Below are 24,384 nucleotides of genomic sequence, written 5' to 3'. Positions count from 1 at the left end.
GCGGCGGCTCGGAAGCCGCGGGAATCGACGCCACGGGCCCGAACACGCAAGGGCCCCCCACGCACCCGCCAGAGCCAACCTACCCTTGCTGCCTTCCGGCCCTGGGGGAGTTCAGTCAGATAGCGCCACGTGAGGGGCTGATGCCCACCTTAGCCGATCCCCACCCGGTCAAGTCCACCCGCCCACCTTCCCGACCCCTCTCCGGGGAACGGGTTCGCGAGCACTCCTCAACGTCTTGTATTGTTTGCCGCGGAGGATTCGCCTAGTGGCCTAGGGCGCACGCTTGGAAAGCGTGTTGGGGGCAACCCCTCACGAGTTCGAATCTCGTATCCTCCGCCATTGCTCTCACCGGGCAATACGTCGAAGGGCCCCACCGCTTGCGGTGGGGCCCTTCGACGTTCTTAGTCTCATCTGCAGTCTCAACGAGACTCTTCGGAGCCTTCCGGGCCGCTCAGGTCGGGGTCCTTGGCCACTTCCCAGATGAGTCCCCCGACCCGCTGCGCGACGTCGGCGAGGATGCCGCCCGTCACGTGCTGGTACCGCGCCGCCACCGCCGTGGACGACCAGCCCATGATCTGCATCACAACCCGTTCGGGGACACCGATGATGAGCAGAACGGTTGCCGCGGTGTGCCGGGCATCGTGCAGAACCAGATCGAGAACTGCATCCACCAGAACCATCTGTTCCGCGCCCGGGTCCTGGAACCCAGATCCATCCGCGTCCGGGCTTGTCCCGGTCGCCGCCCTCGGTCATCAGTTCTGGTTGCAGTTCGCGGCTACCGCCCGTTGAGGACGGACCGGCACACGTTGCAGTACATGGCAGCGTTCCACCCGTAGCGCCGCATCAGCTGGCCGCAGCCAGCGCACAGCCCGAGCTCCCACGACGGGCATCCCAGCGCCGCGGAGGCAGCGGCGCGTTCGAGGTGCCGGTACCCGCCGCGGATCACCATCTCCGGCATCGAGGAGGCCGGCGGCGATGCGCTCGCCGCGATGCGTCGGGTCGTCGGCCTCCTACGTGACACCGACGACGTCGCCACCACGGCCCCTACGGCGCCCGGCCCGGAGCAACTGGCAGAACTGGTCCGGCGGTTCGACGGGCACGGCCCCGAGGTGAGCCTGCGACTGCCCGTCGACCCAGCGCCCTGGCCGCCCGAGGTGGCCACCACCGTCCATCGGGTCGTCCAGGAGTCCCTGACCAACATCGCCCGCCACGCCGCGCACGCTCGCTCCGCCAGCGTCGACATCGCCCACGGCCCGGACACCGTCACCGTCACCGTCACCGACGACGCCACGCCCGGGCACACCCGGCACAAGCACCACGGCGGCTTCGGCCTCATCGGCATGCGCGAGCGTGTCGAGGCACTCGGCGGCCACCTGTCCGCCGGGCCGGCCCCGAACACGGGCTGGTCGGTCCTGGCCACCCTGCCCGTCCCGAAGGAGGAGACCCGTTGAGCATCCGCGTCCTGATCGCCGACGACCAGGCGATGATCCGCAGCGGCCTGCACCGCATCCTGGAGGACCAGGACGACCTCACCGTGGTCGGCGAAGCCGCCGACGGCTTCGAGGCGGTCGAACTCGCCCGACGACTGCGCCCGGACGTGTGCCTGATCGACATCCGCATGCCGGGACTGGACGGCATCGACGTCACCCGCGCCCTGGCCGGCCCCGGAGTCGCCGACCCGCTCCGGGTGGTCATCGTCACCACCTTCGACCTGGACGAGTACGTCCACGGCGCACTGCACGCCGGGGCGGTCGGCTTCGTCCTCAAGGGCGCCGCCCCCGCCCTGCTCATCGAGGCCGTCCGGGCCGCACACGCCGGGGACGCGCTGATCTCCCCGTCCATCACCCTGCGCCTGCTCCGCAACCTCGCCCCGGCCCGTACGGCGGCCGTAGCCCGGCCCGCGCAGCCGCTCTCGGCCCGCGAGACGGAGGTGGTCCGGGCCATCGCCAGGGGCCGCACCAACCAGGAGATCGCCGGCGCCCTCTTCATCACCCTCAGCACCGTCAAGAGCCACCTGGCGACCATCCAGAACAAGCTCGGCGTCCGCAACCGCGTCGAGGTCGCCGCCTGGGCCTGGGAGAGCCGCCTCATGGACATCTCCGAACCGCGCACCTGGTGATGGCAGTCGCAGTGTCCTGACTGACAGATCGTGTGCGGGGTCACGACCGGCAGCCACGGAGCCCGGCGAAACTCACGCCAGGCGCGCGCACCACATCAGCCGCTCTCCAAGAGCGCGCGCACTCGAGAAAGTACGTCAGACGGCCACGAGCCGTACGCGGTCACCGCAGAGCTTGCTCATGTCGTCGATGTCGGATGTCAGCAGGACGACCGGTCGCTGCTGCCGCAGAGCCAGCTCAGCCACTGCCGCGTCAATCGCGTACTTGTGGCCATGAAGATCCGCACCGATCAGCATCGCCGAAGCGGCCCGAGCCTCCTCGTCGCCGACCGCCACAATCCGCAGCCCGGACAGAATCCACCGCAGGCGCGCCTGGTCGGTACGACTATGCACGGCTTCGATGATGGTCAGAGCACTGATCACCACCTCCATGCCCCGCTTCCGGGCCTCCGCGACCAGCGCGACAGCGGGCTCGTGATCGCTGAGCAGCTTGGAGAGACCCTCGGAGTCGAGCACCAAGGTGCCCTCGTGACTCAGCTTGCGACGGGCCATCCGCCCTCCTCGGCGAACACCTCATCGAAAACACGCCGGGCCCGATCCTGCTCCGCCGACGAGATCGGGCCCTGCCTGCGCTCATAGTCGGCCAGGTACTCGTCCAGGATCTGACCACGCAGTTCCCGCTCGACAGCCGCGGCAACAAACGCCGAGAACTCGCGCTTGCCTACTCGTTGACGGATCGCCTCGGCCGTACCTTCGGGCAGGGAGAGGCTGACCCTGGTGGCCGGCCCCTCGCCGATGCTGTAGGGCATCTCAGTCATGGAGCCAGATTATCAAAGAAGTAGGAATAGAGCTCCTGGTCTGGACGACCGGTTGGCATGGTTGCAGTCCTGGTTGCAGGCAGAGCCTCGGGCGGAACCCGCCGAACTCGACCGACCGTGACGGACTCGATCTCCGCCGACTCACCGAAGCACTGGGCCTCAACGCGACGGACAGCGCAACGACCTGCGCCGACTCCTCATCGACAGCCACCCCGAGCGGTACCTCGGCGTCAGTCTGAGAACTGAGGAAGAGGTCGTTCTGATGAGAGAGCTCGGTGTCGTGCTCAACGCCGCGGCGGCCGAGGCGCCCGACGACAACGACGCGGAGTATCTCCAGTCAACCGCCTGGCCGGAAGTCGTGGCCGTCGCCGGACGCCTCGCTCAGGTCATGGTCGCGAATGACCTGAGGGAACTCGCCGCACTGCACAATCCCTGGCCCAGAACATCAGCGACCACTCATGGTCTCAGCGAGGAACAGCGCCGAGTGTCCAACTGGGCGGCAACACCGACGTGCAGCAGCAGACAAGCGCGGACGCCTGCGGACCATCGAACCAGGTGAGAGACACACCAGCCCGAGGTCGAGCGCCCAGCCAAGCGGCGTCTGCGTCGGCAATGCTCCTGCACGGCTCGAACCACGTCGGCCTGCTCGGCGTGACTCGCGTGGTCCTCGACCAGCGGTAGCCGCTTCCGAAATGATCACAGCCATAGCTGACCTCATCAAGGCGCCGGCCACGGCTGCCACCACGATATTGACGAAGTTCTGGGGCGAGCGCCGCAGGAGAAGACCAACCACGACCGGGCGCGTGCCCTCCGCGTCCCGCACATGGCCCACGGAGTTGCGGCATAGCTGCCAATGGGTCGTCAACGGTTGCTGCCGACCGCCGTCGGACGGCTGGAGACGGCCCGCGTCACCCCCTGTGAGTCCTACCGCGAGGTGAGCCGGCTGCTGGGCGGCCTTTCATCCGCGAAGCCTTTCGCGAGACAGCCCGGCGGCACGGCCACCCGGAGGGGCTCCGGCCCTTTCGTGTCTCGGGAAGGTCCGATTTGACTACCCACAACCCTTTCGCGCAGGTGTTCGAATTCTGTAGCTCCGCTGTGCTACCTTGCCGCCGCTCCCGAGGGCTGTTCCGCGTCGATTCCCGTGTGTCAGCGTCGAACGGCCTTCACCCGATGCCTTTTGGAGGTGCTGTGTGACCGCACGCCACAAGCCGAACCGAAACCGATCGCTCGTACGCGGTGGACTCGCCGCTGCGGTGGCCCTGACGGCCGCCAGCGGAACCCTGCCCTTCCTCCTGTCGGATGCCCACGCCGAGCCTGCCCCGCTGACGATGCCGGCCCCCGACCGCTTCAAGCCGGTCGCCAACCCGGTGTACGGGGCGGGGCCCGGCGGTGTCGTGGAGCGCACGGAGGTCAAGGACCAGAGCGCGCTCGGCTACTACCGCTGGACCCCGGACGGCGGTACCCCGGTCGACCTGCCCGCTTCGTCCCCGTACGACGACGTCAACACGATCGACGGAGCGAGCCACGTCTCCGTCACCAGCGGGGACGTCGTCGCGATCTACGACTTCCCGAACCGGGTGCAGCTAAAGGACATGAAGTCCGGCACCACTACCAAGTACACGCTGCCGGACGGCCACTTCTACCGGGGCGTCTTCGGCTCCGCCGTGCTCACCGCCACCCGGGACGCGAACGGCAACAAGAATGTCCTGCACGTGCTGCGCATGGCGGACGGGCAGCTCACCGACACCCCCGTCACCGGTCTGAACGGCTGGGTCGCGGAAGACGGCATGACGCTCGGCGGCGACGACCGCACGGTGGCGCTCTGGTACGCGCACCCCGACGGCACCCGCGGTGTCGGTCTGCTGGACCTGGCGACGGCCGCGGTCACCCCGGTGTTTCCTGGCGCCACCGGCACGAACGCCCAGGTCGTGTTCGCGGACGCGTACGTCGCCTGGTACTCACCCGAGGGCGGCAACACCACGGCCCGCGTGGTGCCCCGCGCCACCCCGGAGGCGGCCGATACCAAGATCGAGCTCGGCTCGGGCGGCGAGGGCACCCCGCGGCTCGGGCTCGTCGGCGACTGGCTGCTGACCACGCGCCAGATCGAGCAGGCCGCGGGCGACTTCCTCGTCCGCGAGGGCGCCCCGCTCACCGCCCTGCCGATCGCCAGCGGCGAGCCGAAGACCCTGCTGGCGCACGCCGGCTGGCGTATGGCGCAGGTCCCGGGCGGCGGCGTGGCCGTCACCGGCGGCGCCTCGGCCCGGGACTGGGCCGTGCGCCGGGTCTTCATCGGCGACGACGGGGCACCCGCGCTGCGGACGGTGCGCGAGGTGGCGCCCAAGGAGGGCAAGCTCACACAGCTGTCGCTCACGGCCGGGCACCTGGTCACGGCCGAGTCCGACACCACGTACCTGCCGGCACTCTTCCAGCGGAACATCACCCTGGGCGCCGCCCCGTCGGCGGGCGAGCGGTCCCTGCTCGCGCGCCCGGACGCGCAGACGACCGGCGAGACGGCACAGCGCGTCTACGACTCTCGTCAGCCGGTCGGCACCGGAGACGGCCGCACGGTCGTCGCCACCACCGACGCGGACGGCGCCCAGATACTGGTTGTGCTGGCGGCCGACGGCACCAAGACGGTCGTACCCGCCGTGGACCCGCAGACCGGTGAGAAGATGCCGACGGGCTCCGACCACTACTCAACCGTGCGCTCTGCCTCCGGCCGCTACGTGGTGTTCGGCGACAGCGGGCGCGGCCTGGAGGACCGGCAGTACGTCGTCGACCTGGACGCGTCCGGCGGGCCGAAGGTGATCCGGGTCCGTCAGGGCCAGGGCGGGCTCGCGGCTTGGGGCACCAAGCTGTGGATGCCCGGTGACACGGAGGGCACGCTCCAGGCAGTCGACCTGAAGACCGGCGCGGCGACGGAAACGGAGCCGATCACCGACAACGGCTGTCTGCCGCAGCAGATGCAGGCCGTCGGGCCCTGGGTGTACTGGGACTGCTACCCCTCGGGGTCCGTCAGCTCCGGTCACGGCGTCTACAACACGCAGACCCAGCAGTGGTCGTGGGCCCCGCGCGGCACCCTCGGCGACGGCTATGTGGTGGCGTACGACTACGACCGCGGCCAGCTCAACCTCACGCCGATCGGGGACGCGCCGCGCACCATCGAGGCGTTCACCTCCCAGTACAACGGCCCGCTCGTGGAGGCCGACCGCTTCGGCGGCGCTATCGCGTACGCGAAGGAGAAGAACGCCCGGATCGCCGTGGTCGACTCGGGCGTCGCCACCTCCCCGGTGGCCGAGATCGAGTCGCGGGTCGAGCAGTCCGTGAACCTCGCATCGGCGACCGACGCCGTGTGGGATGCCGACTGGCAGTTGTCCAAGCCGGTCACCGGCGCCCAGGTGACGATCCGGAACAAGGCCGGGCGCACGGTGTTCACCGGGTCGGCCAAGGAGTACGCCGCCGCCGTCGCCTTCTCGTGGGACGGCCGGACCGGCGACGGTCGGTACGTCACCGACGGCACCTACACCTGGGAGCTCACCGGCACGCCCGCGGACGGCAGCGGCGTCGCCCTGAAGGTCACGGGCACGGTCGAGCTCACCAGCCGTACGAAGACCGCCGCTGGCTGAGGCACGGACAACTCTCAGCCGGGCGGCACTTACGCACGTCTTGTGGAGTTGGTCTCGCACGCGTCCCCTCGGCAAGCAGCGGAAGGCACCGCGGAAGCCGGGCGGCACTTAGCAGGGCGTACGAAGGCCTCGACCGCTCAGCGGTCGAGGCCTTCGTCGTTCCGTGGTCACAGTTTGTGCGGCAGTCGCCGACCCGCAGAAGTCCGCCCTCGCTGCTTGGTCGGCGTCGCCCCTCGAAACGAACCGCCTCCCTCACTGCCTCGGGCCGTAGGTGTTCAGGAACAGCACCGGGCCGTCCAGATCGGCTGTCAGCGCGGCGGCGAACGCCTTGGCGGTGTACACGGGCTCCAGCCGCAGTCCGGCGGCCGCGGCGACGTCCCCGGCGGCGGCGGCTTCGGGGGTGGGGTGGCCGTAACCGTTGCCCAGGTAGGCGCGGGTCGAGGCGAGCCTCAGCGGTGGGATGTCGCGTGCCGCTCCGCGCTCGCGCAGCACGGTCGCGGCCTGATCGGCGAGCCGGTTCAGGTCGCTCGCGGCGAGCGGCAGGGTGTCGTTGACCACGACGCCGAGCACCTGCGACCGCAGTCCGGCGAGCGCGCAACCCAGGGCCAGGCCGGCCACGGTCCCGCCCGAGCCCACGGCGGTGACGATGTGCCGGGGCTCGGGCAGTTCGCCCGCCGCCACTTGCTCCCCGAGTTCCAGTCCCGCCTCGACGTAGCCGAGCACACCAATCGGTGCGGAGCCGCCGGCGGGCAGGTAGTAGGGCAGCCGCAGTCCGTGCGCGTGCCGCAGGAACAGCCACGGTGCGGCGGCGATCGTCAACAACTTGGTGCGGGTGAAGTGGATGGTCGCGCCGGACGCCCGCAGCCTGCGCAGTTGCTCGCGCACGTGCTCGTCCTCGGGCTGGTCGATCAGGGCGAGGACGGTGTCGATGCCGAGTTCGCGCGCGTACAGCGCCGCCGCCAGGCCCCAGTTCGTCCCGGTCGCCCCGACGGTCAGGACGGTGCGCGCCCCGCGCCGTCGCACCTCGGGCAGGAGCCACTCCAGCTTGCGGACCTTGTTGCCGCCCCAGCCGCCCCAGCCGTATCCGCTCTCGTCCTTGCACCACAGGTCGTTCCGGGTGGTCCCGGTGAGCTCTCGCACCGGAGTCGGGCCGTCCCCGAGCCGGAGGAACGGCAGTGTGCGCTCCAGCTCGGGACAACGCGTGTGCAGCAGCGCCGTGTTCATACCTCTCCCAGCACGCGACGGATATAGGCGTTCGCGAACCGCCCCTCGGGGTCGAGCCGTCTGCGCACCGCCTGGAAGCTGTCCCATTCGAGGTAGCGGGGGCGCAGGGTTTCCGGGGTCTGGAAGTGCTGCTTGCCCCAGTGCGGCCGACCGCCGAAGGAGTCGAAGATCGCCTCCGCGGCCCGGAAATACGGCTCCCAGTCGAGCTTGTGGTACTGGTGCAGCGCGATGTAGCAGGTCTCGCGTCCGCCGGCCGGAGACAGGTACGCGTCGTCGGGGGCGACCCACCGCACCTCTATCGGGAAGGTCACCTGGAATTCGGGACGCCGCGCCAGTTCCCGCACCGCCCGCACCACCTCGGCGGTGTGCTCACGCGGTACCGCGTACTCCATCTCGACGAACCGCACTCGCAGTGGCGTCGTGAAGATCCGGTCGGAGCGGTCGATCCGGTGTGAGTAGCCCGCGAGGTGAGAACCCAGACGCTGCATCGGGGCGTTCGTCCGCGGAACGAACCTGCCGAGTTCGCACACGGCGCGCAGCAGGTGGTTCTGTACGAACTCGTCCTCGACCCACGCGCGGGCGCGGGAGACCGGCCGCGGTTCGAGGCCGGTCCGGTTGCGCGCGGACGTCATCGCCAGCGGGCTGTGCGCGAAGGTGAAGAGCTGGAAGTGATCGTTCGCCGTGAGCAGTTCGTCCAGATCGCCGAGTACCTCCTCGACCGCCATCGGCCGGTCGACCGCCTCCAGTGTGAAAGCGGGTACCGCCTGGATCGTGACCGCGGTGACGACACCGAGGGCGCCGACGCCGACCCGCGCGGCACGCCAGATGTCCGGATCCTGTTCGGCGTTGACCTCGATCGTCGTGCCGTCGGCGGTGACCAGTTCGATGGAGTGCAGGGCGGCCGAGATGTTCTGCAGGCGTGAGCCGGTCCCGTGGGTCCCCGTGGCCGTCGCGCCCGCGATCGACTGCGCCTCGATGTCGCCGAGATTCGGGAAGGCCAGACCGTGCTCGGCCATCACCTGGTTCATTTCGCGCAGCGTGATGCCCGCTTCGACCCTGATCCGACGCGTGGCGCGGTCGATGTCCAGCACGCGGTTGCAGTGCCGCAGGGACAGCAGTGCGCCGTCCGTGACGACCGCGTCGGTGAACGAATGCGATGCTCCGGCGACGCGCACCACATGACCGGCCGCGGCCGCCCGCACCACGGCCTGCGCCACGTCCGCTCTCGTCGCGGGGTCAGCCGTGACCGCCGGCCGGCACGTCTGGTTGCCTGCCCAGTTACGCCACATCGGGAGCGCCTCCGACCAGGTCGGTGACACCCGGGCGTACGGACGCTGTGTCGAGAATCCGTCTTCGCATGTGCCGACCGTAGGAGCGCGGCACCCGGCGGCGGAAACACTCAGTTCGCGCGGACTCACTCGTTCTGGCTGTGAATCAGGCCGGACGTCGGCGGCAGCACCCGGTCGTTCATGTCCGGATGCACCAGCGCGTTCACGGCCTTCGGGTTCGCGTCACGGACCGCGCGCGCGACGGCGGCGAACGAGCGGATCAGGTCGGTCTCGTGATCGGCGCGCCAGCCGACGGCCAGCTCGCTGCCGCGCGCGTCGGCGAGCGGCACAAGTGTCACGCCGACCGAAGGCATCCACCGTGCCGACGCCACGGTGACGACGCATCCCAGGCCGGCTCCGACGCACTGTGATTCCTCGAGCACCGACGCCGCCGCGCCCACGAAATCCGCCGGCGTTCCGTTCCGGTACTCGGCCAGCGACCAGAAGTCGATCCACGCCTGATCGGTGCAGACGTGCCCGATGATCGGCTCGTCGACCAGCTCGTCCACGCCCAGCACGCTGCGCCCGGCCAGCCGGTGCGAGGTCGGCAGCATCACCACCCGGGGCTCAACGAACAGCGTTTCGCTGCGCAGCCAGTCCCCGCCGGTGATCGGCAACCGCAGGTAGGCGAGGTCGACGGACCCGTCCGCGAGCCCGGCGGACGGGTCGGCGTAGCTGTAGACCTTGAGGTCGATCCGCACACCCGGATGGCGCGCCCGGAACTCGGCGAGAATCGCCTCGGTGAGAGTCAGAGCCCCACCCTCGCCGGTGCCTATCGTCAGTACGCGCGATTCGTCGGCCTGGATCTGCCGTGTGTCGCGGACGGAGCGATCGAGCGCTGCCAGTATCGACCGCGCGTCGTCGAGGAACGTCACGCCTGCGGACGTCAGCTCGACGCTCCGGGTCGTCCGCCGGAACAGCGTCACACCGACGGCCTGCTCCAGCTGTCTGATCTGAGCACTCAGCGACTGCTGCGCGAGATGGAGCCGACTTGCCGCGCGGGTGAAGTTCAGCTCCTCGGCGACAGCGACGAAGTAGCGCAACTGCCTGGTGTTGATGTCCATGGCACGGTAGTGGCTTTCTACGGCGATGACGACTCGATCAGCCGCTGCGGTCGGCCGTCGGATTTCCAGATGGTAGGCCGTCTCGTCGGCCCACGACTCGGACAGTCCTGGCATCCTTCCGTCCGCTCCGGGCCTGGGGCGGACGGAGCGAGGAGCCGGGCGGCACCCAGAGCGCACCTCCGACTTGCTGCGCGACCTTCCGCAGCATCGTCCCCGTGACGTGCATGTACCGGGCCCGCATCCGGGCCGCTCCCCCGGGCTCCCAACCCATGATCGCGTCGGCCACGGCATCGGGGACGCCGAGGATGAGGAGCACGGCCGCGGCGGTGTGACGAGCGTCACGCAGACGGCCATCCTTCACGCCCGCGTCCATTGCGCCGGGTTCCTTCAAGGGGGCAAATGAGTCCGGCCCAGACGACGGAGCGGTCCGTCGGCGGTCTACCGGTGGGTTGTCCACGCGGACGACGACCGCGAGGACGGCTGAGCAACTACGTGACTCCAAGTGGCCGACGTCGGTGAACTCCACCAGCAGACCATGCACGCGACGACGGCGGTCACGGAAGTAGACCTCGCCCAGGCGCTCGGCGGCTATGTCCCACAACTACTGCCCGCTGACGTCGGCGTGTCCGCGCTGGACGCGCTGAAGGTGGTTGCCGGGGTGGGGGATGGGGCCCGGTGGATGGCGAGGAGGGCGACGTCGTCGCCGAAGCGTCCGCCGGTATGGGCGAGCAGGTCGCGTTCGATGCGGTGGAGCAGCGCCTCTGGAGAGTGGTCGGTCCACTGGGCTGCACGTTCCGCGAGTGGGTAGAAGGCGCCGTTGTGGTCACGGGCTTCGATGACACCGTCGGTGTACAGGAGCAGCGTGTCCCCAGGGCCGAAGGGCAGGACGTCGACGGCGTGGTTGTCGGGATCCGTGACGCCGACGCCGAGTGGCGGCGCGGGGTGGAGGCGGGGCACGTGGACGGTGTTGTCCGGGCCGAGCAGCAGGGGTGCCGGGTGGCCGCAGCTGGTCATGCGGACCAGGGGCTCGGCGTCGGCGATCTCGACCAGAAGAGCGGTCACGAAGCGTTCTCCCGCCTCATCCTCCGATTCGAGGTCGGGGAGGTAGCGGGTCATGCTCCGATCCAGGGAAGCGGCCAGGTCGGGCAGGGAGGCGTGCTGGTGGGCGGCCTCGCGGAAGGCGCCGAGCAGGAGGGCGGCCTCGCCCAGGGCGGGCAGGCCCTTGCCCCGCACATCGCCGATCATCACGCGGGCCACGCTGCCGGTGCGGGCGGCGGCATACAGGTCGCCGCCGATATCGGCCTCCTCCTCGGAAGCCAGATAGACACAGGCGAGCCGCAGCGGGCCGAGCCGGCTCGGCAGCGGCCACATCAGCACCTGCTGGGCGGCCTCGGCGACCGACCGGACCCGGGCCATCTGGCGTGCGTGCCGGTCGCGCACCGCACACAGGAACACGATCAACGAGGTGATCACCGCGATGGCGATCACCTCCACCATCACGCTCCGTGACGACAACGTTCCGGTGCGCCAGCTACTGACCGTCTCGCCCGCCATGGCCAGGGCCCCGATACCGGCCGTCGTCCAAGGGCCCGCGAACCACGCGGTGAGCGTGGGCGCGACCACCAGCAGGGGGCTGAGAACGATGTTTGGCCCAGTCGCGATGTCCGCGGCAGTGATCACAACGATGAGCGCAACAGGAATCAGTAGCAGCAGCTGGCCCGGCTGCCACGGCTGCCCAAGACCCACACGTCCCTGCCTGGAGTCCACGCCTTCCACACTGCACCGCTACAGATCGCCCCGCGACCGCAGGAAACCGGTGATAGCAGCAACCACGCAGGACGCGGCCTTGGAGCGGACCGTCCGCGGTGGCCGTCCCTCGTGCCTCAGAGGGCGCACTCACGCATGGAAGCACATCCGAGCCTGCCTTCATGCGCCGGTCCGAGCGCTATCACCCGATCACGAACCCAGTTCGATCAGACCGCCGCCGCGATCGATTGGCGGATGGCTGCTGACATCAACGGCTGCCACCAACAGGCGCGGATGGCGGCGACCGGCATTGAACCTCGGCGGACCGGGTTCCCAGGCAGAAGGCCGATGGGTCCAGCGCACCCAGCCGACATGATCGACCTGATAAGGATGAGGCCACAGGTTCAAAGTTTGTTCACCCCACCAGCGCAAGGAACCCCGGTCCGGACAGATCTGGGGACCGTCCATCCTCCTGCGCCTTCCACGGCGAAGCCGGCCGGGACCGAAAGATCCGAAGGATCTCCGCGCTACCGTAGCCACGCGTTGACTGCCTGATAGCGCCGAAGGAGCAAGCGGCATGGAGATCGCGACGTCACAGAAGATCACCACGTTCTTGATGTTCGAGGGCAACGCCGAGGAGGCGATGACCTTCTACATCTCACTCTTCGACGACGCCGAGGTCGTCAGCATCACCCGCTATGGTGCCGATGGTCCCGGCAAGGACGGGAGCGTGCAGCACGCGACGTTCTCGCTCGCAGGCGAGCACTTCATGTGCATCGACAGCCCCGCGAGACACGACTTCACCTTCACACCGGCGATCTCACTCTTCGTGCAATGCGAGAACGAGGCTGAGATCGACCGCCTCTACGCGGCCCTCGCCGAGCAAGGAACGGAGCTCATGCCGCTGGGAAACTATGGCTTCAGCCCCAAGTTCGGCTGGGTCAACGACCGGTTCGGGGTCTCCTGGCAACTGAACCTGCCCGCGTGAGTCAAAAGCCCCGAGACATACGGGGGCCGCGACAGACACGACGCCGAGCGGCCCTGCTCGCAAGGCGGTTTCGCGTGCCACTCTCGTGCCAGAGCTGGCGGGGACTCGCGGGGAATGGCGGCGCCGACCATGCTCCGGACCAGGTCAGGGACTTCGCAGGTCAGCCGCCGCCCGCATACGACGTCCTCCGAACTGGTGCTCCAGGATCCGAGTGCGGCGGGCTTGACTCGGCCATCAAGTAATCCGATCTCCGGACGGCGATACCCCGAAGGGGACGTCTCCCCTCTCGGAGGCCGGCCCGGGCAGCAGGCCCTGTGGAGGGCTTCGGGCAGTCCAGCCCGGTCACGCAACCGATGCCAGGACGGGGGCGATAGGAACTGATGGGGCTGACTGCTCGGCCCAGACGATCTTCCCGGTGGGGGTGAAGCGGGTCCCCCACCGCTCGGCGAACTGGGCGACGAGGAAGATTCCGCGACCGCCTTCATCCATGGCTGTTGCGTAGCGCAGGTGCGGGGAGGTGCTACTGCCGTCGCTGACCTCCACCACCAGGTTGGTATCGCGCAGAAGGCGCAGGTGGACCGGGGGCGCCGCGTAGCGGATGGCGTTGGTGACCAGTTCGCTGAGGATCAATTCGGTAGTGAATGCCGTCTCCTCCAGGTTCCAGTCGGCCAGCTTCTCGAACACCTCGGCGCGCAGGGCGGACACCGCGGCGGGAAGGGCCGGGATGTCCCATTCGGCGATACGGTCACGCGGAAACGCGCGGGTGCGGGCGATCAGGAGAGCGACGTCATCGACTGGACGGGCGGGTAGCACCGCCTCCAGGACCGTGTCGCTCGTCTCCTCCGGGTCGATCCCCGCGCCGGAGAGCGCGTTGCTCAGCAGCTTCAGGCCGGCCCCGATGTCGCGGTGCCGGTTCTCGATGAGCCCGTTGGTGTAGAGCACGAGCTGCGTATCCTCCGGCAGCTGCCGCTCGTCGGCCTGAAAGCGCAGTCCGCCCATACCGAGCGGGGGACCTTCAGGCAGGTCGAGAATCTCCACGCGGCCGTCCGGATAGACCATGGCGGGCGGAAAGTGACCGGCTCTTGCCATCGCGCAGCTACAGGAGACCGGGTCGTAGATCGCATACAGGCACGTAGCCGCGGCGGTCCCGTCCTCGCTGGCGCCCGCCTCCGCATCCATCTGATGAACCACGTCGTCGAGGCGGGCCAGCAGCTCGTCGGGCGGCAGGTCAAGGGTGGAGAAATTGCGGACCGCGGTGCGCAGCCGCCCCATGGTGACCGCGGATCGCAGACCACGGCCGACCACGTCCCCGACCACCAGGGCGGTGCGGAACCCGGGGAGAGGGATCACGTCGAACCAGTCCCCGCCGACCTCGCCCTCGGCGGGCACGTACCGGCACGCCGCCCGGACGGCGCTGGTGTCCGGCAGCACACGGGGCAGCAGGCTGCGCTGCAGCGTGGTGGCGATGGCGTGCTCGCGGCTGTAGCGACGAGCCAGCTGAGAGACCGCAAGGCCGACGACGAGCAGCAGTCCGGCGGTGGCGACATCGTCCGGGTTGCTTATTTGGGTGAAGCTTTCGTACGGAGTGGTGAAGAAGAAGACGAACCACACGGCGGCGGACAGGGCCGTGAGGACCGCGGCCCAACGGTAGCCGAGGGCGGCCACCGCCGCGACGGCCAACATCAGGATCAGGGCCACGTTGGTGGGGGACAGGGTGCCTCGGATGGGCAGCAGGAGCGCGCAGACGGCGAGCGGGACTGCCACGGCCGCAAGGAGCGCGGTCGGCCCCTTAGTCAGATCACGAGGCATGCCACACCTCCCTGCCTTTCCGGTGTAGCAGGGCTCACGTGGCGCTGCCAGTCGATACGTAGCCTGCGGCGGTCGACCCGCACGCTGCGGCTCCTGCGAGGCCTGCCACCGGAACCCGGGTTTCAGGCACAGGCGTATGTGCCTGGGGCCAGTAATTCGAGGGGGCTGCACCCTCTCCTGCATCCACGGTGTGTATGACCCGGCGTTCCGGTCTCAGTTCTGGTCATCCTGATCGGTGCCGCGCACGTGAGCCTCCGCATCCCGGCCTGAACCGGGTCGGCGGACGGTGCGCCACGACGCCTGGCGGTCCCGTCAGGACTTGGGCAAGGTGTTGACGTAGTGGGTCCCATCGGCGGTGAAGCCGGCCACGGCCTTCTGGACGTCCTTCACGGACACGGCCCGGCCGTCCTGGTGGTAGAGCCAGTCGACCCGCATGTCCCAGGTGCGCGAGCCCTTGAAGGGGAGGTCGATGAACCACGCGCTGAAGTTGATGCTCATGCGCTCGCGCGGGAAGTACCCGCTGCCGCTGCTGAACAGCTTCTGGCCGTCCACGGAGTAGGTGGTCACCCCGTCCATCGCGGTGATCACCACGGTGTGCCAGCCACCGAGTTTCTTGATGTGGGAGCTGGTGACCCGGTTCCGCAGGTCGGTCAGGTCGTTGCCACGCCAGCTCGTGGTGTCGAGCCGGGGCCCGTACGCGCCCCATCCGCCGTTCGGCATGTACTCGTAGTCGAGTTCGCTGTACTTCGACGACTCGGGGTCGGGGGAGATGGTGAAGAAGGATTCCGATATGTGGTCGCCGTCGCTGCCGCTCGTCGGCTTGTCGCTGAAGTACACCCGGGCGACGAGGGTGCCGGTGAAGACGGTCGGCTCGGTGCGGTGGAACTCGGACTGCCGGGTGCCATGCTCGGTCCCGTCCGTGTCCGCCCGCAGCTGGAGAGCCTGCCCCCTCTTGCCGTCCTCCCCGGCAGGGAAGCTGACGCCGTCCCTCGACCAGGTGTCCTTGATCCCCGGGCCGCCCGCGCCGCTGCGGGCCTCCCAGCCATTGGCGGAGAGCGCGGGGTCGTCGGGCCCGGTGTAGTCGAAGTCGTCGAAGAGGACGCCCGTGGGCGACGCGGCCACGGCCGGCTTCGGCGCGGAGGACGTGCTCGGCTCGGGCGCGGGGGTGTCGCCGTTCGGTTCCTGCCCCCAGACAAGTGCGCCGCGGACGTAAGCGGTCACGAGCTTCGACTGCGTGTACGTGGTGTGCTTGGCGGTGAACGAGCGGTCGTTTGCCTGGTTCAGCTTCTTGTGGTCGACGCGGTAGAGCTGAAGTCCGATGCCCTCGGTCGTTTTGCCCGGTGCCAGGCTGCGCGCCGCCGTCGTGAAGCCGATCTGGAGGTAGTGGTCGGCGTTCGGGGCCGGATTGTCGGCCCGGCCGGTCCTCTGGGTGACGTTGGAGCAGCCGAGGGACGTCTGGACGCAATTGGAACCGTACGCGGAGTTGTCGTCCGCCGTGTAGTAGTACCGCAGCGTCACGTCACTCAGATCGACGCTCTTCCCCGACGTGTTGATGATTTCCAGCCATGGTTTCGCCACGGCGGTCGTGGCCGGGGCATCGGTGCGATAGCGGACCGTGAGTACGGTGGGCTCGGGATGGGCGGATCGCCACATGGAATAGAGCACGGTGCCACCCGCGGCAAGAACGCTCATGAAGAGTACGAATATGACCGCATTCCGCGAGCGGCGAGGAGAGTCGCGTCGGCGGTTGCTCACAAAAGCTCCCCGGTGGGTCGCCGGCGTGCAGTCGAGCCACGCGCCGCGCATGGGTTCCATGGATGATCGTCGCGGCGCATCGTACTCAACTCCCCCCATACGCTCCAGAGTCCGACTTCCTCCACCCTGATGGCATGGTTTCCGTCACTCCCCTCCACCGCCCCCTTGTGTCCCTTATAGGTCACCAGTGTCCGAATTACTGCGGCATTGTCGCGCAAACAGGACTCTTAATGTTCGTCTGTAGTTCAACTAAGTCACCACCGTGGAGGCGATGCTCGGTGATCGGATATGGGAAGCCGGGCTTAGGTGCGGTCATTTCCGAGGGATTTTTCATGCCATGAGCACAACATGGGGCGTTGTGTGAATGCATCGGGTGGGGAGATCGTCAGTGGGGGGTACAACGGCGCGCCGTTCGCGTGTCGAATCGGGGCGTGCATCACACAGCAGGCACCGAAGAGGCCGCGCCTCGTACGCCGAGGCGCAGAGCGGGGTGGTCCATGAGACCGTCGTCCTCGTTCCAGCACGCAACGAGGAGGTTGGGGTCCTCACGTCGCTGGAGTCCCTGGCCGCGCAGACGCGACGGCCCGACCTCATCATCGTGGTGGTCAACAACTCGACCGACCGCACCGAGGAATACGCGCGGCAGTTCGCCAACGACGAGCGCACGCCGCTGACGGTCGTCCTGAACTTCGCCGACAACCCCCACAAGAAGGCGGGCGCCCTCAACCTCGGCCTCCGCTGGCTCAGGGAGGCCGTCGGCGGGCGGCTGAACAACAGGGTGCGGCACGTCCTCGTCATGGACGCCGACACCGAACTGCACCCGAGGTTCATCGAGCGAGCCTGCAACGTCATCGCGTCCGACCCGGAACTCGGAGGCGTCAGTGCTGCCTGCTTCGGCCGCACCGACCTGTGGCGCAGCCCCTGGCAGCGCTTCCTGCTCGGCATGCAGATCATCGAGTACGGCCGAGCCGCCAACGCGCGTTATCGCCAGGACGTCCACACCATGTCGGGAGCCGGTTCCTTCTACCGGGCCGAGGCCCTCCAGGGGCTGATCGACTGGCGGGGCGAGGTCTTCTGGGAGGACCACAGGAACCTGGTCGAGGACTACGAGACCACGCTGGCCCTCAAGGAGTCCGGGTGGAAGGTGACGGCCAACCAACTCTGCATCGCCTACACCGACCTCATGCCCACACTGCGCGAGCTGATCCAGCAGCGCGAACGGTGGAGCCGCGGGACCGTGGACACCCTGAGGCGCCGTGGCTGGACGAAGTTCACCTGGCACTCCATCACCACCATGGTCATGGGGGTCATCGGCTTCGCCTACATCCTGGGATGGGGTTCCAAGCAACTCGTACTGCTCGCAGCGTACGGCTTCTACCACCAACCGCTCCTCTGGGCGCTTTTCGCCTTCTGGATCATTTATCCCGCACTCCGGGTACGGAACCTCGGCTGGAAGGCGATGCTCGTCGAAGCCCTGCTGCTTCCCGAGCTCGTGTACACCGTGGTGCGGGCCTACTGGCTCATTTCGTCGATCGTGAAGTCCTACGTGACCCGCGTATCCGCGTGGAAGTAAGTCGTGGAACCAAATCAGGGAGAGAGATGAACACCCTCAGGGGCTTGGGGGCGTGCGCGGTGCTCGCGGGCATAGCCTACGCAGTGACCAAGGTGGCGACCCTCGATGAGATCGTGCTCGGTATCACCCTGACGGTCGTGGCCGTGTCCCTGGTCACGTACATGGCGTCCGTCAGGCGACGTCGCGCGGACCGTCGCGCGGCCAACGGAAGGGTGAGGTCCAGGGGCGTCACTTCCGGGTGACGGACCCCGGTGGGTGCCGTCCGCCATGCCGTTGGCAAGGCACTTCCGGCGGCTCCGTTCGGCAGCGAACCGCCCCACAGACTCACACCGCCAACATGTCCGCCACCCGATAACGGACGGTGTGCTCAGCAGTCCGGGGGCAGCCCACCACTCCGATACGCCCCTGTCGCCGAGACGGCCGAGGGTACGGTCCGCATCGGCGAAGCCCGGCCGCAGCGGGCCACCGCTCCCGTTCCGAGCTCCTCCGGTTGCAGTTCTGGTTGCATTCGCCTTCGTCCGGTGCGGTCAGCCGGCAGCGCTCGGACCTCCCGGGTCCGGTGGTGCGCCGGGCGCGCATCCGCGCCGCTCCCCCTGGCTCCCAACGCTTGGCACGATCCTGGCTGCCTTCGGCACCTCCCTACCGAGTCCGTTGCCACTCTCGTCGCGGTCACCACCGGGACCACCGCGGAGGCCCCGGAGTGATCCGGGGCCCCTTGCGTTTCAGGGCGCACAGCAGGATCGGCCCGGTGCGTGTGCGGGTTCGTGGATCACTGAAGGACGTTGAGGAAGTTGGTGGCGTCGTCGACGAAGTACACGGCGTCACAGTCCAAGTCCACCGCCAGGCCGAACAACGCACCCGCGCCAGGCGGGGAGCCGCTGTTGTCGAGTTGCCGGAAGGCCACTTGGCGGCCCCTGCGTGTGGTCTCGACGATGTTGCCATCACCACTGTTGACGGTCAGGATGTGGCCGTTGGGTGCGATGGCCAGGCCGAGGGGGCCGTTGAGCTTGCCGCCGCTACTGACGACCCGGCCGGTGCCGGCGCTGGATTTCCGGGTCAGCGCGCGCGGGATGACGGTGATGCGGTTCTTGACCGTGTCGGCGACGTAGAGCGAGCCGTCCTTGGCGAGGCCGACGCCGGTGGGGCCGATCACCAGGGCGGCGGGGTCGGTCATCTGGGCAAAACCCGAGCCGATCGTGGTGGTCCGCACCCGCTTCGGCGGCTGATTGCCATGGCGCCTGAGGGTGATGCGCAGGACGGTGCCCTGGTCCACCTCGTCGCCGCCGCCGGCCACCGTGCCGTTGAGCACGTTGGTGACGAACAGGTCGGTACGGTCGCCGCTGCTCGTGGCGGTCATGTCCCACGGTCCGTTGATGCCGCCTCCGGCGAGCGTCTCGCGGACCCTGCCGTGGCTGTCCAGCACCAGCAGGCAACCTGCCTGGGCGGTTTCGGAGGTGCCGTCGGCGGTCGGGAGGCTGCCGACCACCACCCACCCGCCGGGCAGGATGCTCAGGGCGGTGGTGAGCCCCACACCGCCGGGGCATGGGCCGGGCAGATGGTTCGGGTCGATCCGGGCGAACAGCTTGGCGGTGCCGCGCGGGCTGATCTGGACCAGGGTGGTACCCGTGCCCTGCTGGTTCTGGCTGTTGTTGAAGTTGCTGACCAGCACGTTGCCTCTGTGGAGTTTCCCGTGGTCGCGCGGGACCACGGCCGTGCCATAGGGGTTCTCGTCGCCGTTCTCAGGGACCGTGGAGGAGATCTCACGCACGGTGTGCAGGCGGCCGAGGAACGTCCCGTCGGCTGCGGCAGTACCTGCGGCAGCCGTTACTCCGATGGCCACGGCCGCCGCCAACGCGGACAGCCCTCGCACCATTGGTGACAGAAAGTTAGTTCTCATGAGCGTCACGTTAAATGTGATGATGAGATTCGGTGCACACGGACATGCGCTGTCCTCGGGGATTTCGCTCCATCGGTCGCTGAAGCCCGCACGTGTGCAGAATGCTTGCCCGCCTCCCTCGCTGTGGGCTGCCCGACCCTGCGGACCAGAAGGCCCCCGAGACGGACGTGTGGTCGCCTGGCGGTCCGGGCCTTCGTCTGCCCCCGTGCCTCGGGCATCGCTGTCGCCCCGGGATACGCGCGGTCAGGGGGCGGGAGCCAGAAGCCGTCGCAGGGTGGTCGGTGTGTGGCCGAGGTACTGGCGCATGGTCCGGGTGAGGTGGGCCTGGTCGGCGTAGCCGAGATCGGCGGCGAGGTTGCTGAGGCTGGTCTCGCCGGCCTCCAGGCGGTCGAGGGCGCGGCCGATGCGAACGCGGTGGCGGTAGCGAGTCACCGAGACGCCGAGTTGGCGCGGAAACGCCCGGCTCAAGCGGTACGGGGAGACACCGAGCGAATCGGCCAGCGCGAACAGCGTGTCCGCGGCCGGGTCTCCTTCGGCGATCGCCTCACGGGCAGCCGCCACGAGACTCCGATCGCGCTCGACTGACGCATTTCCGAGCGGAGTCGGTCCTGCGGCGGTGCGGCCGATCGCCGTCGACAGCAGGCCCAGCAGCTCCTCGGCGACCGCGTAGTCGGTGTCGTCCGAGCGGGCGGCAACGAGGAGACGCCGGTGAGCCAGGTCGAGCCTCGGGTCGGTGCAGAGCGTCTGCGCAGTCGGTCCCGCGCTGTCCCCGGCCAGAGAACGCCACAGCTGCGGCGTCACGCTGATCGATGTGCAGACGTCGCCCCCGGCGGGGTGAGCGAAGCTCTCCTCCTCGCCGGGAACGCCCACGTAGGCCAGGGTCGCGTCGATGTCGGCGGGAACGCCTGCGGCCATCCTGCGGAACCGCCCGCGGCGCACGAGCACCACCCGGTAGTCGGCACGTACCTCCGGCGCCGACCAGCGGGTGTGGTCGGCGCGGCAGGACACCGCGCTGATGCCGAAGTCGGGGCGCGTGGCGACAGGAACGGCGATGAGCACCCTGCGAACGCTACGCGCCGGGTCTGACATCCGCGCAAGGATGTTCAAGACCCGGGCGGGGCGGCCGGGCGAGGCTCCTCACCGAAGCCCGTTCGGCTTCCGGTCGTTCACGATTCTGGAGTCCTCTCATGCCCGTTCTCGAACAGCTCACCACCGTGGTCGTCGACTGCGCCGACCCGGTCTCGCTCGCCACCTTCTACCAGCAGGCCACCGGCTGGGAACTCACCTACAGCGACAAGGACTTCGCCTCCCTCAGCGCGGCCGGCACGGGGGCGGGACTGGCTTTCGTCCGCGTCGAGGGCTACCAGGCGCCGAAGTGGCCCGAGGGGAGCAAGCACCTGCACCTCGACTTCACCACCCCCCACCCGGCCCGCGCGGTCGAGGAACTGCTCGCCCTCGGGGCCACCCGGCCCGCCTTCCAGCCGGGCGACGGCCAGTGGGTCGTCCTGCTCGACCCGGAGGGCCACCCCTTCTGCCTGATCCCGGCCACGACCGACTGACAGGAACGGAGCACAGCACATGGCAACCATCAACCGCGAGGCCCTGATCGAGGCCGGCCCCGAAGAGGTCTGGGCGGCGATCCGCGACTGGGGCGAGGTCCATCACAGGCTCGCCCCCGGCTTCGTCGCCGACACCCGCGTCGAGGGCGACGTCCGGGTGGTCACTTTCGCGGACCGCACGGTGGCGCACGAGCTCATCGCCTCGCTCGACGACGACGCCCGGCGCATCGCCTACGCGGTGGTCGGCGGATCCCTGGACGTCGTCCACCACCACGCCTCCATGCAGGTATTCACTGAGGCCGGCGGTCGGAGCCGCTTCGTCTGGATCATCGACGTCCAGCCGCACGGCCTGGCGGGGCCCATCGCCGCGATGGTCGACGAGGGGATCCGGGTGATCCGGCGGACCCTCGAGGCCGCGGCCGCCCCCGTTCCCTGATGCCTGCGCGGCCTTACGCGTACACAGCCGGAGGATGTCCCGACAGGCGGGCGAGTCGTACCGGGCACGGGCATCGGCCGGAGCGGGAAGCCGATCGGCATCATGCCGCCGGGCCTGCCCCGGCCCGGCATTACCCGGAAGGTAATCGATACTCCGCGCGCCGGCTGGAACGGTGGTCTCACCCGGGCGGGGCGCGCTCCGCACCCAGGCCGGGCCGGGCCTCAGCGGGCAACAGGGATCAAGAATGGGGTATCACCATGGTGGCAATACAGCGGGCACGGCGCGCGAAGAAGACGCTACTGGGGCAGACCGGATTGCTCGCAGCGACAATGGCCGCCGGGTTGTCCTTCGGCGCGGTGGCGGCCGGCCCGTCCGTGTCCGCCGCCGCGACCTCCACGGCGGCCGCAGCCGTCCCGGAGGACAGCGGATGCGCGGGGGTCCGGGAGAAGGTCGAGAGACTGGAGGGCCGGATCACCCCGAACGCGTGCGCGTTCCTCAAGCGGCAGATCACCTTCGGTGAGACGCCGACCGGCACGCCGCCGGCGCTGGGCGATCTCAACCACCCGAGAGTCAAGGCCTATCTGGACATCTTCGACGGGGAGGCGACCCTCTGGGAGGCGGGCGGCGACCCGCAGCGCGGACACACGGCGATCGGCAACTCCATCACCCGCACACTCCAGTTCGCCCCTGACCTGCGGTACCGGGGCACCTCCGTGGTGGCCGACGGCGCGGTGATGATGTTCGGCCAGCAGAACGAGGTCACGATCAAGGGGCACAAGGTGACCTTCCCCCAGATCGCCCGGAACGTGCTCTCCGACGACGGCAAGACGATTCAGGCGCGGCGCTACTACGACCGCTACGAGATGTTCAAGCCGATCGCCCCCGAACTGCGGCCCCTCTTCGAGGGGATCGCCGACGCGGATCCCGCGACCCGCGAAGGGGCCGGCGGTGCACCCGAGCGGTTCCGGGCCGACGAGATCACGGCCCGGTTGGCGGCATGGAACAGCGGGGACGTCTCCGCGCTGGCCGGCCGGATGAGGAACGCCCGGCTGACCGCCCCGGGGCTGGACCGGCCACTGGGTACGAACGCGGGCAAGACCGCGTACCTCAAGAGGTTCTTCGATCACGCCGACGTCCAGCTGAAGGCGGGCCAGGTCGCGTTCGGTGAAACCACGACCTACGTCGAGTGGCACGGCAAGGTAACCAGCGAGAAGGGGGCTGACGTCCCCTTCGGGATCGTCGAGCGGTTCGGCCCCGGGGGTGAGTGGGAGCTCTCCTTCGACACGCTGCCGCTGATCGCCGACAAGGACCAAATCGGGACGCTCCTCCAGCGGCTCACCCAGCCCTGAACCTTCCGCCTCGGCACGGCTGTGGAAGGCACAGTCCGCAACCTGATCCGAGGTCAGCGGTTGGTACTCGACCGCCACCTGCCCCGCCACGGCGGCCGTCTGCCCCGGCACTGAGGTTCGGTAAGATCCGCAGGTCGTCGTACCGGGGAGGGTTCATGGCCGAGGACCACAGCGCCGAAGGCACCGACAACGGCGCGGAATACTCCGATGTCGTCGTGGACGAACAGACTGCGGTCCATCTGGTGTACCGGCCCCAGCCTGCCGACACACTGGTCGGCCTGCGGGTCCGCAATCGGATCAAGCGGATCGGGCTGCTGCTGCGGGGCGTGTTCCTCACACTGTGGGTAGGGCAGTGGCTGCTCTCCGCCGTGGGCCGTGGGAGTGTCGACGTGGTCTCAACCGTTCTGGTCGTGTTCGTCATCCTGGTGGTGTGGGGGTACCCGCGGCTACAGGCCACCAGCGTTCAACGGCTCATCGGATGGCAGGGCGAGTACCGCGTCAGCGTGTCTCCGGCCGGGATCACCTGCCGCAGCGACCACAGCACGTTGTTCCAGAAGTGGTCCGTCTTCCAGGGGTACCGGGAGACGGCCGGTCACTTCGTCCTGCTCAGCCGGGACCCCAACATCATGTACGTCGGTGTCCTGCCCAAGCGGGAGGTGCATGAGGCCGGGGACCTCGACCGGCTGCGGGCCATCCTGGACCAGCACACCACTCGCGTGTGACGCACCCTCGTCGACTCGGTGAGCGGCGTCAGCGGGGGCTCCGGTCTGGCGGTGTCCGACGACGGTGCCACCCTGTACGCGGCCGCGGAGAGCAGCCACAAAATCGTGGCCTCGACGCTGCCAGGCCCGCCCTCACCCGTTCAAGATCCCTCAGCCGAGACCTGCATCACCCGTCCACAACCTCCCAGGAAAGAACACCTAGTAGGGCTTTGTTAGGTCCTGTGGTGTGGTTCTGGTGTCGGTGCGGATTGGCCGCATATCGAGCAGGCGCCGGTCCAGGTGGCCAGGAGGGCCTGAAGGGTGCGGAGGACCGCGTAGAGGGTCAGGCCGGCGCAGGCGCTTTTGGGTCGAGCCTGAGCATGGTGCAGAACGCC

General features: G+C 68.9%; 21 protein-coding genes, 1 tRNA gene, 1 other RNA gene and 2 pseudogenes. 11 read left to right on the top strand and 14 right to left on the bottom strand.

All coding sequences use genetic code 11. The features are described 5' to 3' along the window. Positions 1-45: 45 nt before the first annotated feature. An RNA gene (ffs, locus tag AB0915_RS12205) (signal recognition particle sRNA small type) lies at positions 46-142 on the bottom strand. Positions 143-251: 109 nt separating this feature from the next. Here ffs and AB0915_RS12200 point away from each other — a divergent pair. Then, positions 252-339 (top strand) — tRNA-Ser (locus AB0915_RS12200). A gap of 80 nt (positions 340-419) precedes the next feature. Here the strand turns inward: AB0915_RS12200 and AB0915_RS12195 are convergent. Then, positions 420-647 (bottom strand): annotated as a pseudogene (locus AB0915_RS12195) (tyrosine-type recombinase/integrase); the annotation flags it as partial. A gap of 342 nt (positions 648-989) precedes the next feature. Between AB0915_RS12195 and AB0915_RS12190 the strand changes: the two are divergent. Both AB0915_RS12190 and AB0915_RS12185 read left to right on the top strand, forming a co-directional pair. Beyond that, positions 990-1,451, top strand: coding sequence for an ATP-binding protein (locus AB0915_RS12190; protein WP_366691003.1), 462 nt, complete (start codon positions 990-992; stop codon positions 1,449-1,451). Further along, the gene (locus tag AB0915_RS12185) at positions 1,448-2,119 is read left to right on the top strand and encodes a response regulator transcription factor (protein ID WP_366691002.1); all 672 of its coding nucleotides are present in this window, start codon (positions 1,448-1,450) and stop codon (positions 2,117-2,119) included. The genes AB0915_RS12190 and AB0915_RS12185 overlap by 4 nt, the downstream gene beginning before the upstream one ends. Before the next feature lie 135 nt (positions 2,120-2,254). Here AB0915_RS12185 and AB0915_RS12180 read toward each other — a convergent pair whose 3' ends face one another. Together AB0915_RS12180 and AB0915_RS12175 are read right to left on the bottom strand one after the other, a co-directional pair. Beyond that, positions 2,255-2,668 carry a PIN domain-containing protein gene (locus tag AB0915_RS12180; protein WP_366691001.1) on the bottom strand — a complete coding sequence of 138 codons (414 nt, stop codon included), beginning with the start codon at positions 2,666-2,668 and terminating at the stop codon, positions 2,255-2,257. Next, entirely contained in the window at positions 2,650-2,934 is a 285-nt protein-coding gene (locus tag AB0915_RS12175; protein WP_366691000.1) for a hypothetical protein, read from the bottom strand. The genes AB0915_RS12180 and AB0915_RS12175 overlap by 19 nt, the downstream gene beginning before the upstream one ends. 1,190 nt (positions 2,935-4,124) lie before the next feature. Between AB0915_RS12175 and AB0915_RS12170 the strand changes: the two genes are divergently transcribed. Further along, positions 4,125-6,560 (top strand): FlgD immunoglobulin-like domain containing protein, encoded by a 2,436-nt coding sequence (locus tag AB0915_RS12170; protein WP_366690999.1) that lies wholly within the window; start codon positions 4,125-4,127, stop codon positions 6,558-6,560. Positions 6,561-6,812: 252 nt separating this feature from the next. On the opposite strand, the gene AB0915_RS12165 is transcribed toward AB0915_RS12170, so the two are convergent. From AB0915_RS12165 to AB0915_RS12140, 6 genes and pseudogenes are all read right to left on the bottom strand, one after another. Then, entirely contained in the window at positions 6,813-7,784 is a 972-nt protein-coding gene (locus AB0915_RS12165) for a pyridoxal-phosphate dependent enzyme (RefSeq protein ID WP_366690998.1), read from the bottom strand. Next, positions 7,781-9,073, bottom strand: coding sequence for a D-arabinono-1,4-lactone oxidase (locus AB0915_RS12160; RefSeq protein WP_366690997.1), 1,293 nt, complete (start codon positions 9,071-9,073; stop codon positions 7,781-7,783). The genes AB0915_RS12165 and AB0915_RS12160 overlap by 4 nt, the downstream gene beginning before the upstream one ends. A 125-nt stretch (positions 9,074-9,198) precedes the next feature. Continuing rightward, positions 9,199-10,290, bottom strand: coding sequence for a LysR substrate-binding domain-containing protein (locus AB0915_RS12155; protein WP_366690996.1), 1,092 nt, complete (start codon positions 10,288-10,290; stop codon positions 9,199-9,201). Continuing rightward, positions 10,214-10,546 (bottom strand): annotated as a pseudogene (locus AB0915_RS12150) (hypothetical protein); the annotation flags it as partial. The gene AB0915_RS12155 and the pseudogene AB0915_RS12150, both read right to left, overlap by 77 nt. Before the next feature lie 218 nt (positions 10,547-10,764). Beyond that, positions 10,765-11,943 (bottom strand): PP2C family protein-serine/threonine phosphatase, encoded by a 1,179-nt coding sequence (locus AB0915_RS12145; RefSeq protein ID WP_366690995.1) that lies wholly within the window; start codon positions 11,941-11,943, stop codon positions 10,765-10,767. A 189-nt stretch (positions 11,944-12,132) separates the two neighbouring features. Next, on the bottom strand, positions 12,133-12,390 hold the full coding sequence (locus tag AB0915_RS12140) for a hypothetical protein (RefSeq protein WP_366690994.1): 258 nt from the start codon (positions 12,388-12,390) through the stop codon (positions 12,133-12,135). Positions 12,391-12,499: 109 nt separating this feature from the next. Between AB0915_RS12140 and AB0915_RS12135 the strand changes: the two genes are divergently transcribed. Next, on the top strand, positions 12,500-12,910 hold the full coding sequence (locus AB0915_RS12135) for a VOC family protein (protein WP_366690993.1): 411 nt from the start codon (positions 12,500-12,502) through the stop codon (positions 12,908-12,910). 342 nt (positions 12,911-13,252) lie between these two features. Here AB0915_RS12135 and AB0915_RS12130 read toward each other — a convergent pair whose 3' ends face one another. Both AB0915_RS12130 and AB0915_RS12125 read right to left on the bottom strand, forming a co-directional pair. Further along, positions 13,253-14,719, bottom strand: coding sequence for a SpoIIE family protein phosphatase (locus tag AB0915_RS12130; RefSeq protein WP_366690992.1), 1,467 nt, complete (start codon positions 14,717-14,719; stop codon positions 13,253-13,255). Between the two features lie 312 nt (positions 14,720-15,031). Then, the gene (locus AB0915_RS12125) at positions 15,032-16,411 is read right to left on the bottom strand and encodes a cellulose binding domain-containing protein (RefSeq protein ID WP_366690991.1); all 1,380 of its coding nucleotides are present in this window, start codon (positions 16,409-16,411) and stop codon (positions 15,032-15,034) included. A gap of 553 nt (positions 16,412-16,964) precedes the next feature. Between AB0915_RS12125 and AB0915_RS12120 the strand changes: the two genes are divergently transcribed. Both AB0915_RS12120 and AB0915_RS12115 read left to right on the top strand, forming a co-directional pair. Beyond that, positions 16,965-18,047 (top strand): glycosyltransferase family 2 protein, encoded by a 1,083-nt coding sequence (locus AB0915_RS12120; RefSeq protein ID WP_366690990.1) that lies wholly within the window; start codon positions 16,965-16,967, stop codon positions 18,045-18,047. A 26-nt stretch (positions 18,048-18,073) separates the two neighbouring features. Next, positions 18,074-18,289, top strand: coding sequence for a hypothetical protein (locus tag AB0915_RS12115; protein ID WP_366690989.1), 216 nt, complete (start codon positions 18,074-18,076; stop codon positions 18,287-18,289). Positions 18,290-18,816: 527 nt separating this feature from the next. Here the strand turns inward: AB0915_RS12115 and AB0915_RS12110 are convergent. Together AB0915_RS12110 and AB0915_RS12105 are read right to left on the bottom strand one after the other, a co-directional pair. After that, a complete protein-coding gene (locus AB0915_RS12110; RefSeq protein ID WP_366690988.1) occupies positions 18,817-19,944 on the bottom strand; it encodes a hypothetical protein in 1,128 nt (375 codons plus the stop codon). Between the two features lie 243 nt (positions 19,945-20,187). Then, positions 20,188-21,003 carry an AraC family transcriptional regulator gene (locus AB0915_RS12105; protein ID WP_366690987.1) on the bottom strand — a complete coding sequence of 272 codons (816 nt, stop codon included), beginning with the start codon at positions 21,001-21,003 and terminating at the stop codon, positions 20,188-20,190. 128 nt (positions 21,004-21,131) lie between these two features. Between AB0915_RS12105 and AB0915_RS12100 the strand changes: the two genes are divergently transcribed. From AB0915_RS12100 to AB0915_RS12085, 4 genes are all read left to right on the top strand, one after another. After that, positions 21,132-21,503, top strand: a complete 372-nt coding sequence (locus AB0915_RS12100) for a VOC family protein (protein ID WP_366690986.1) — start codon at positions 21,132-21,134, stop codon at positions 21,501-21,503. 19 nt (positions 21,504-21,522) lie between these two features. Continuing rightward, the gene (locus AB0915_RS12095; protein ID WP_366690985.1) at positions 21,523-21,939 is read left to right on the top strand and encodes an SRPBCC family protein; all 417 of its coding nucleotides are present in this window, start codon (positions 21,523-21,525) and stop codon (positions 21,937-21,939) included. Between the two features lie 257 nt (positions 21,940-22,196). After that, positions 22,197-23,288 carry a hypothetical protein gene (locus tag AB0915_RS12090; RefSeq protein WP_366690984.1) on the top strand — a complete coding sequence of 364 codons (1,092 nt, stop codon included), beginning with the start codon at positions 22,197-22,199 and terminating at the stop codon, positions 23,286-23,288. A 155-nt stretch (positions 23,289-23,443) separates the two neighbouring features. Next, the gene (locus tag AB0915_RS12085; RefSeq protein ID WP_366690983.1) at positions 23,444-24,010 is read left to right on the top strand and encodes a YcxB family protein; all 567 of its coding nucleotides are present in this window, start codon (positions 23,444-23,446) and stop codon (positions 24,008-24,010) included. Positions 24,011-24,384: the final 374 nt, after the last annotated feature.

The sequence above is a fragment of the Streptomyces sp. NPDC048411 genome (assembly GCF_040704695.1).
Taxonomy (GTDB): domain Bacteria; phylum Actinomycetota; class Actinomycetes; order Streptomycetales; family Streptomycetaceae; genus Streptomyces.
The sequence above is the reverse complement of the archived record's forward strand: the minus strand, read 5'-3'. Positions and strand labels throughout refer to the sequence as shown.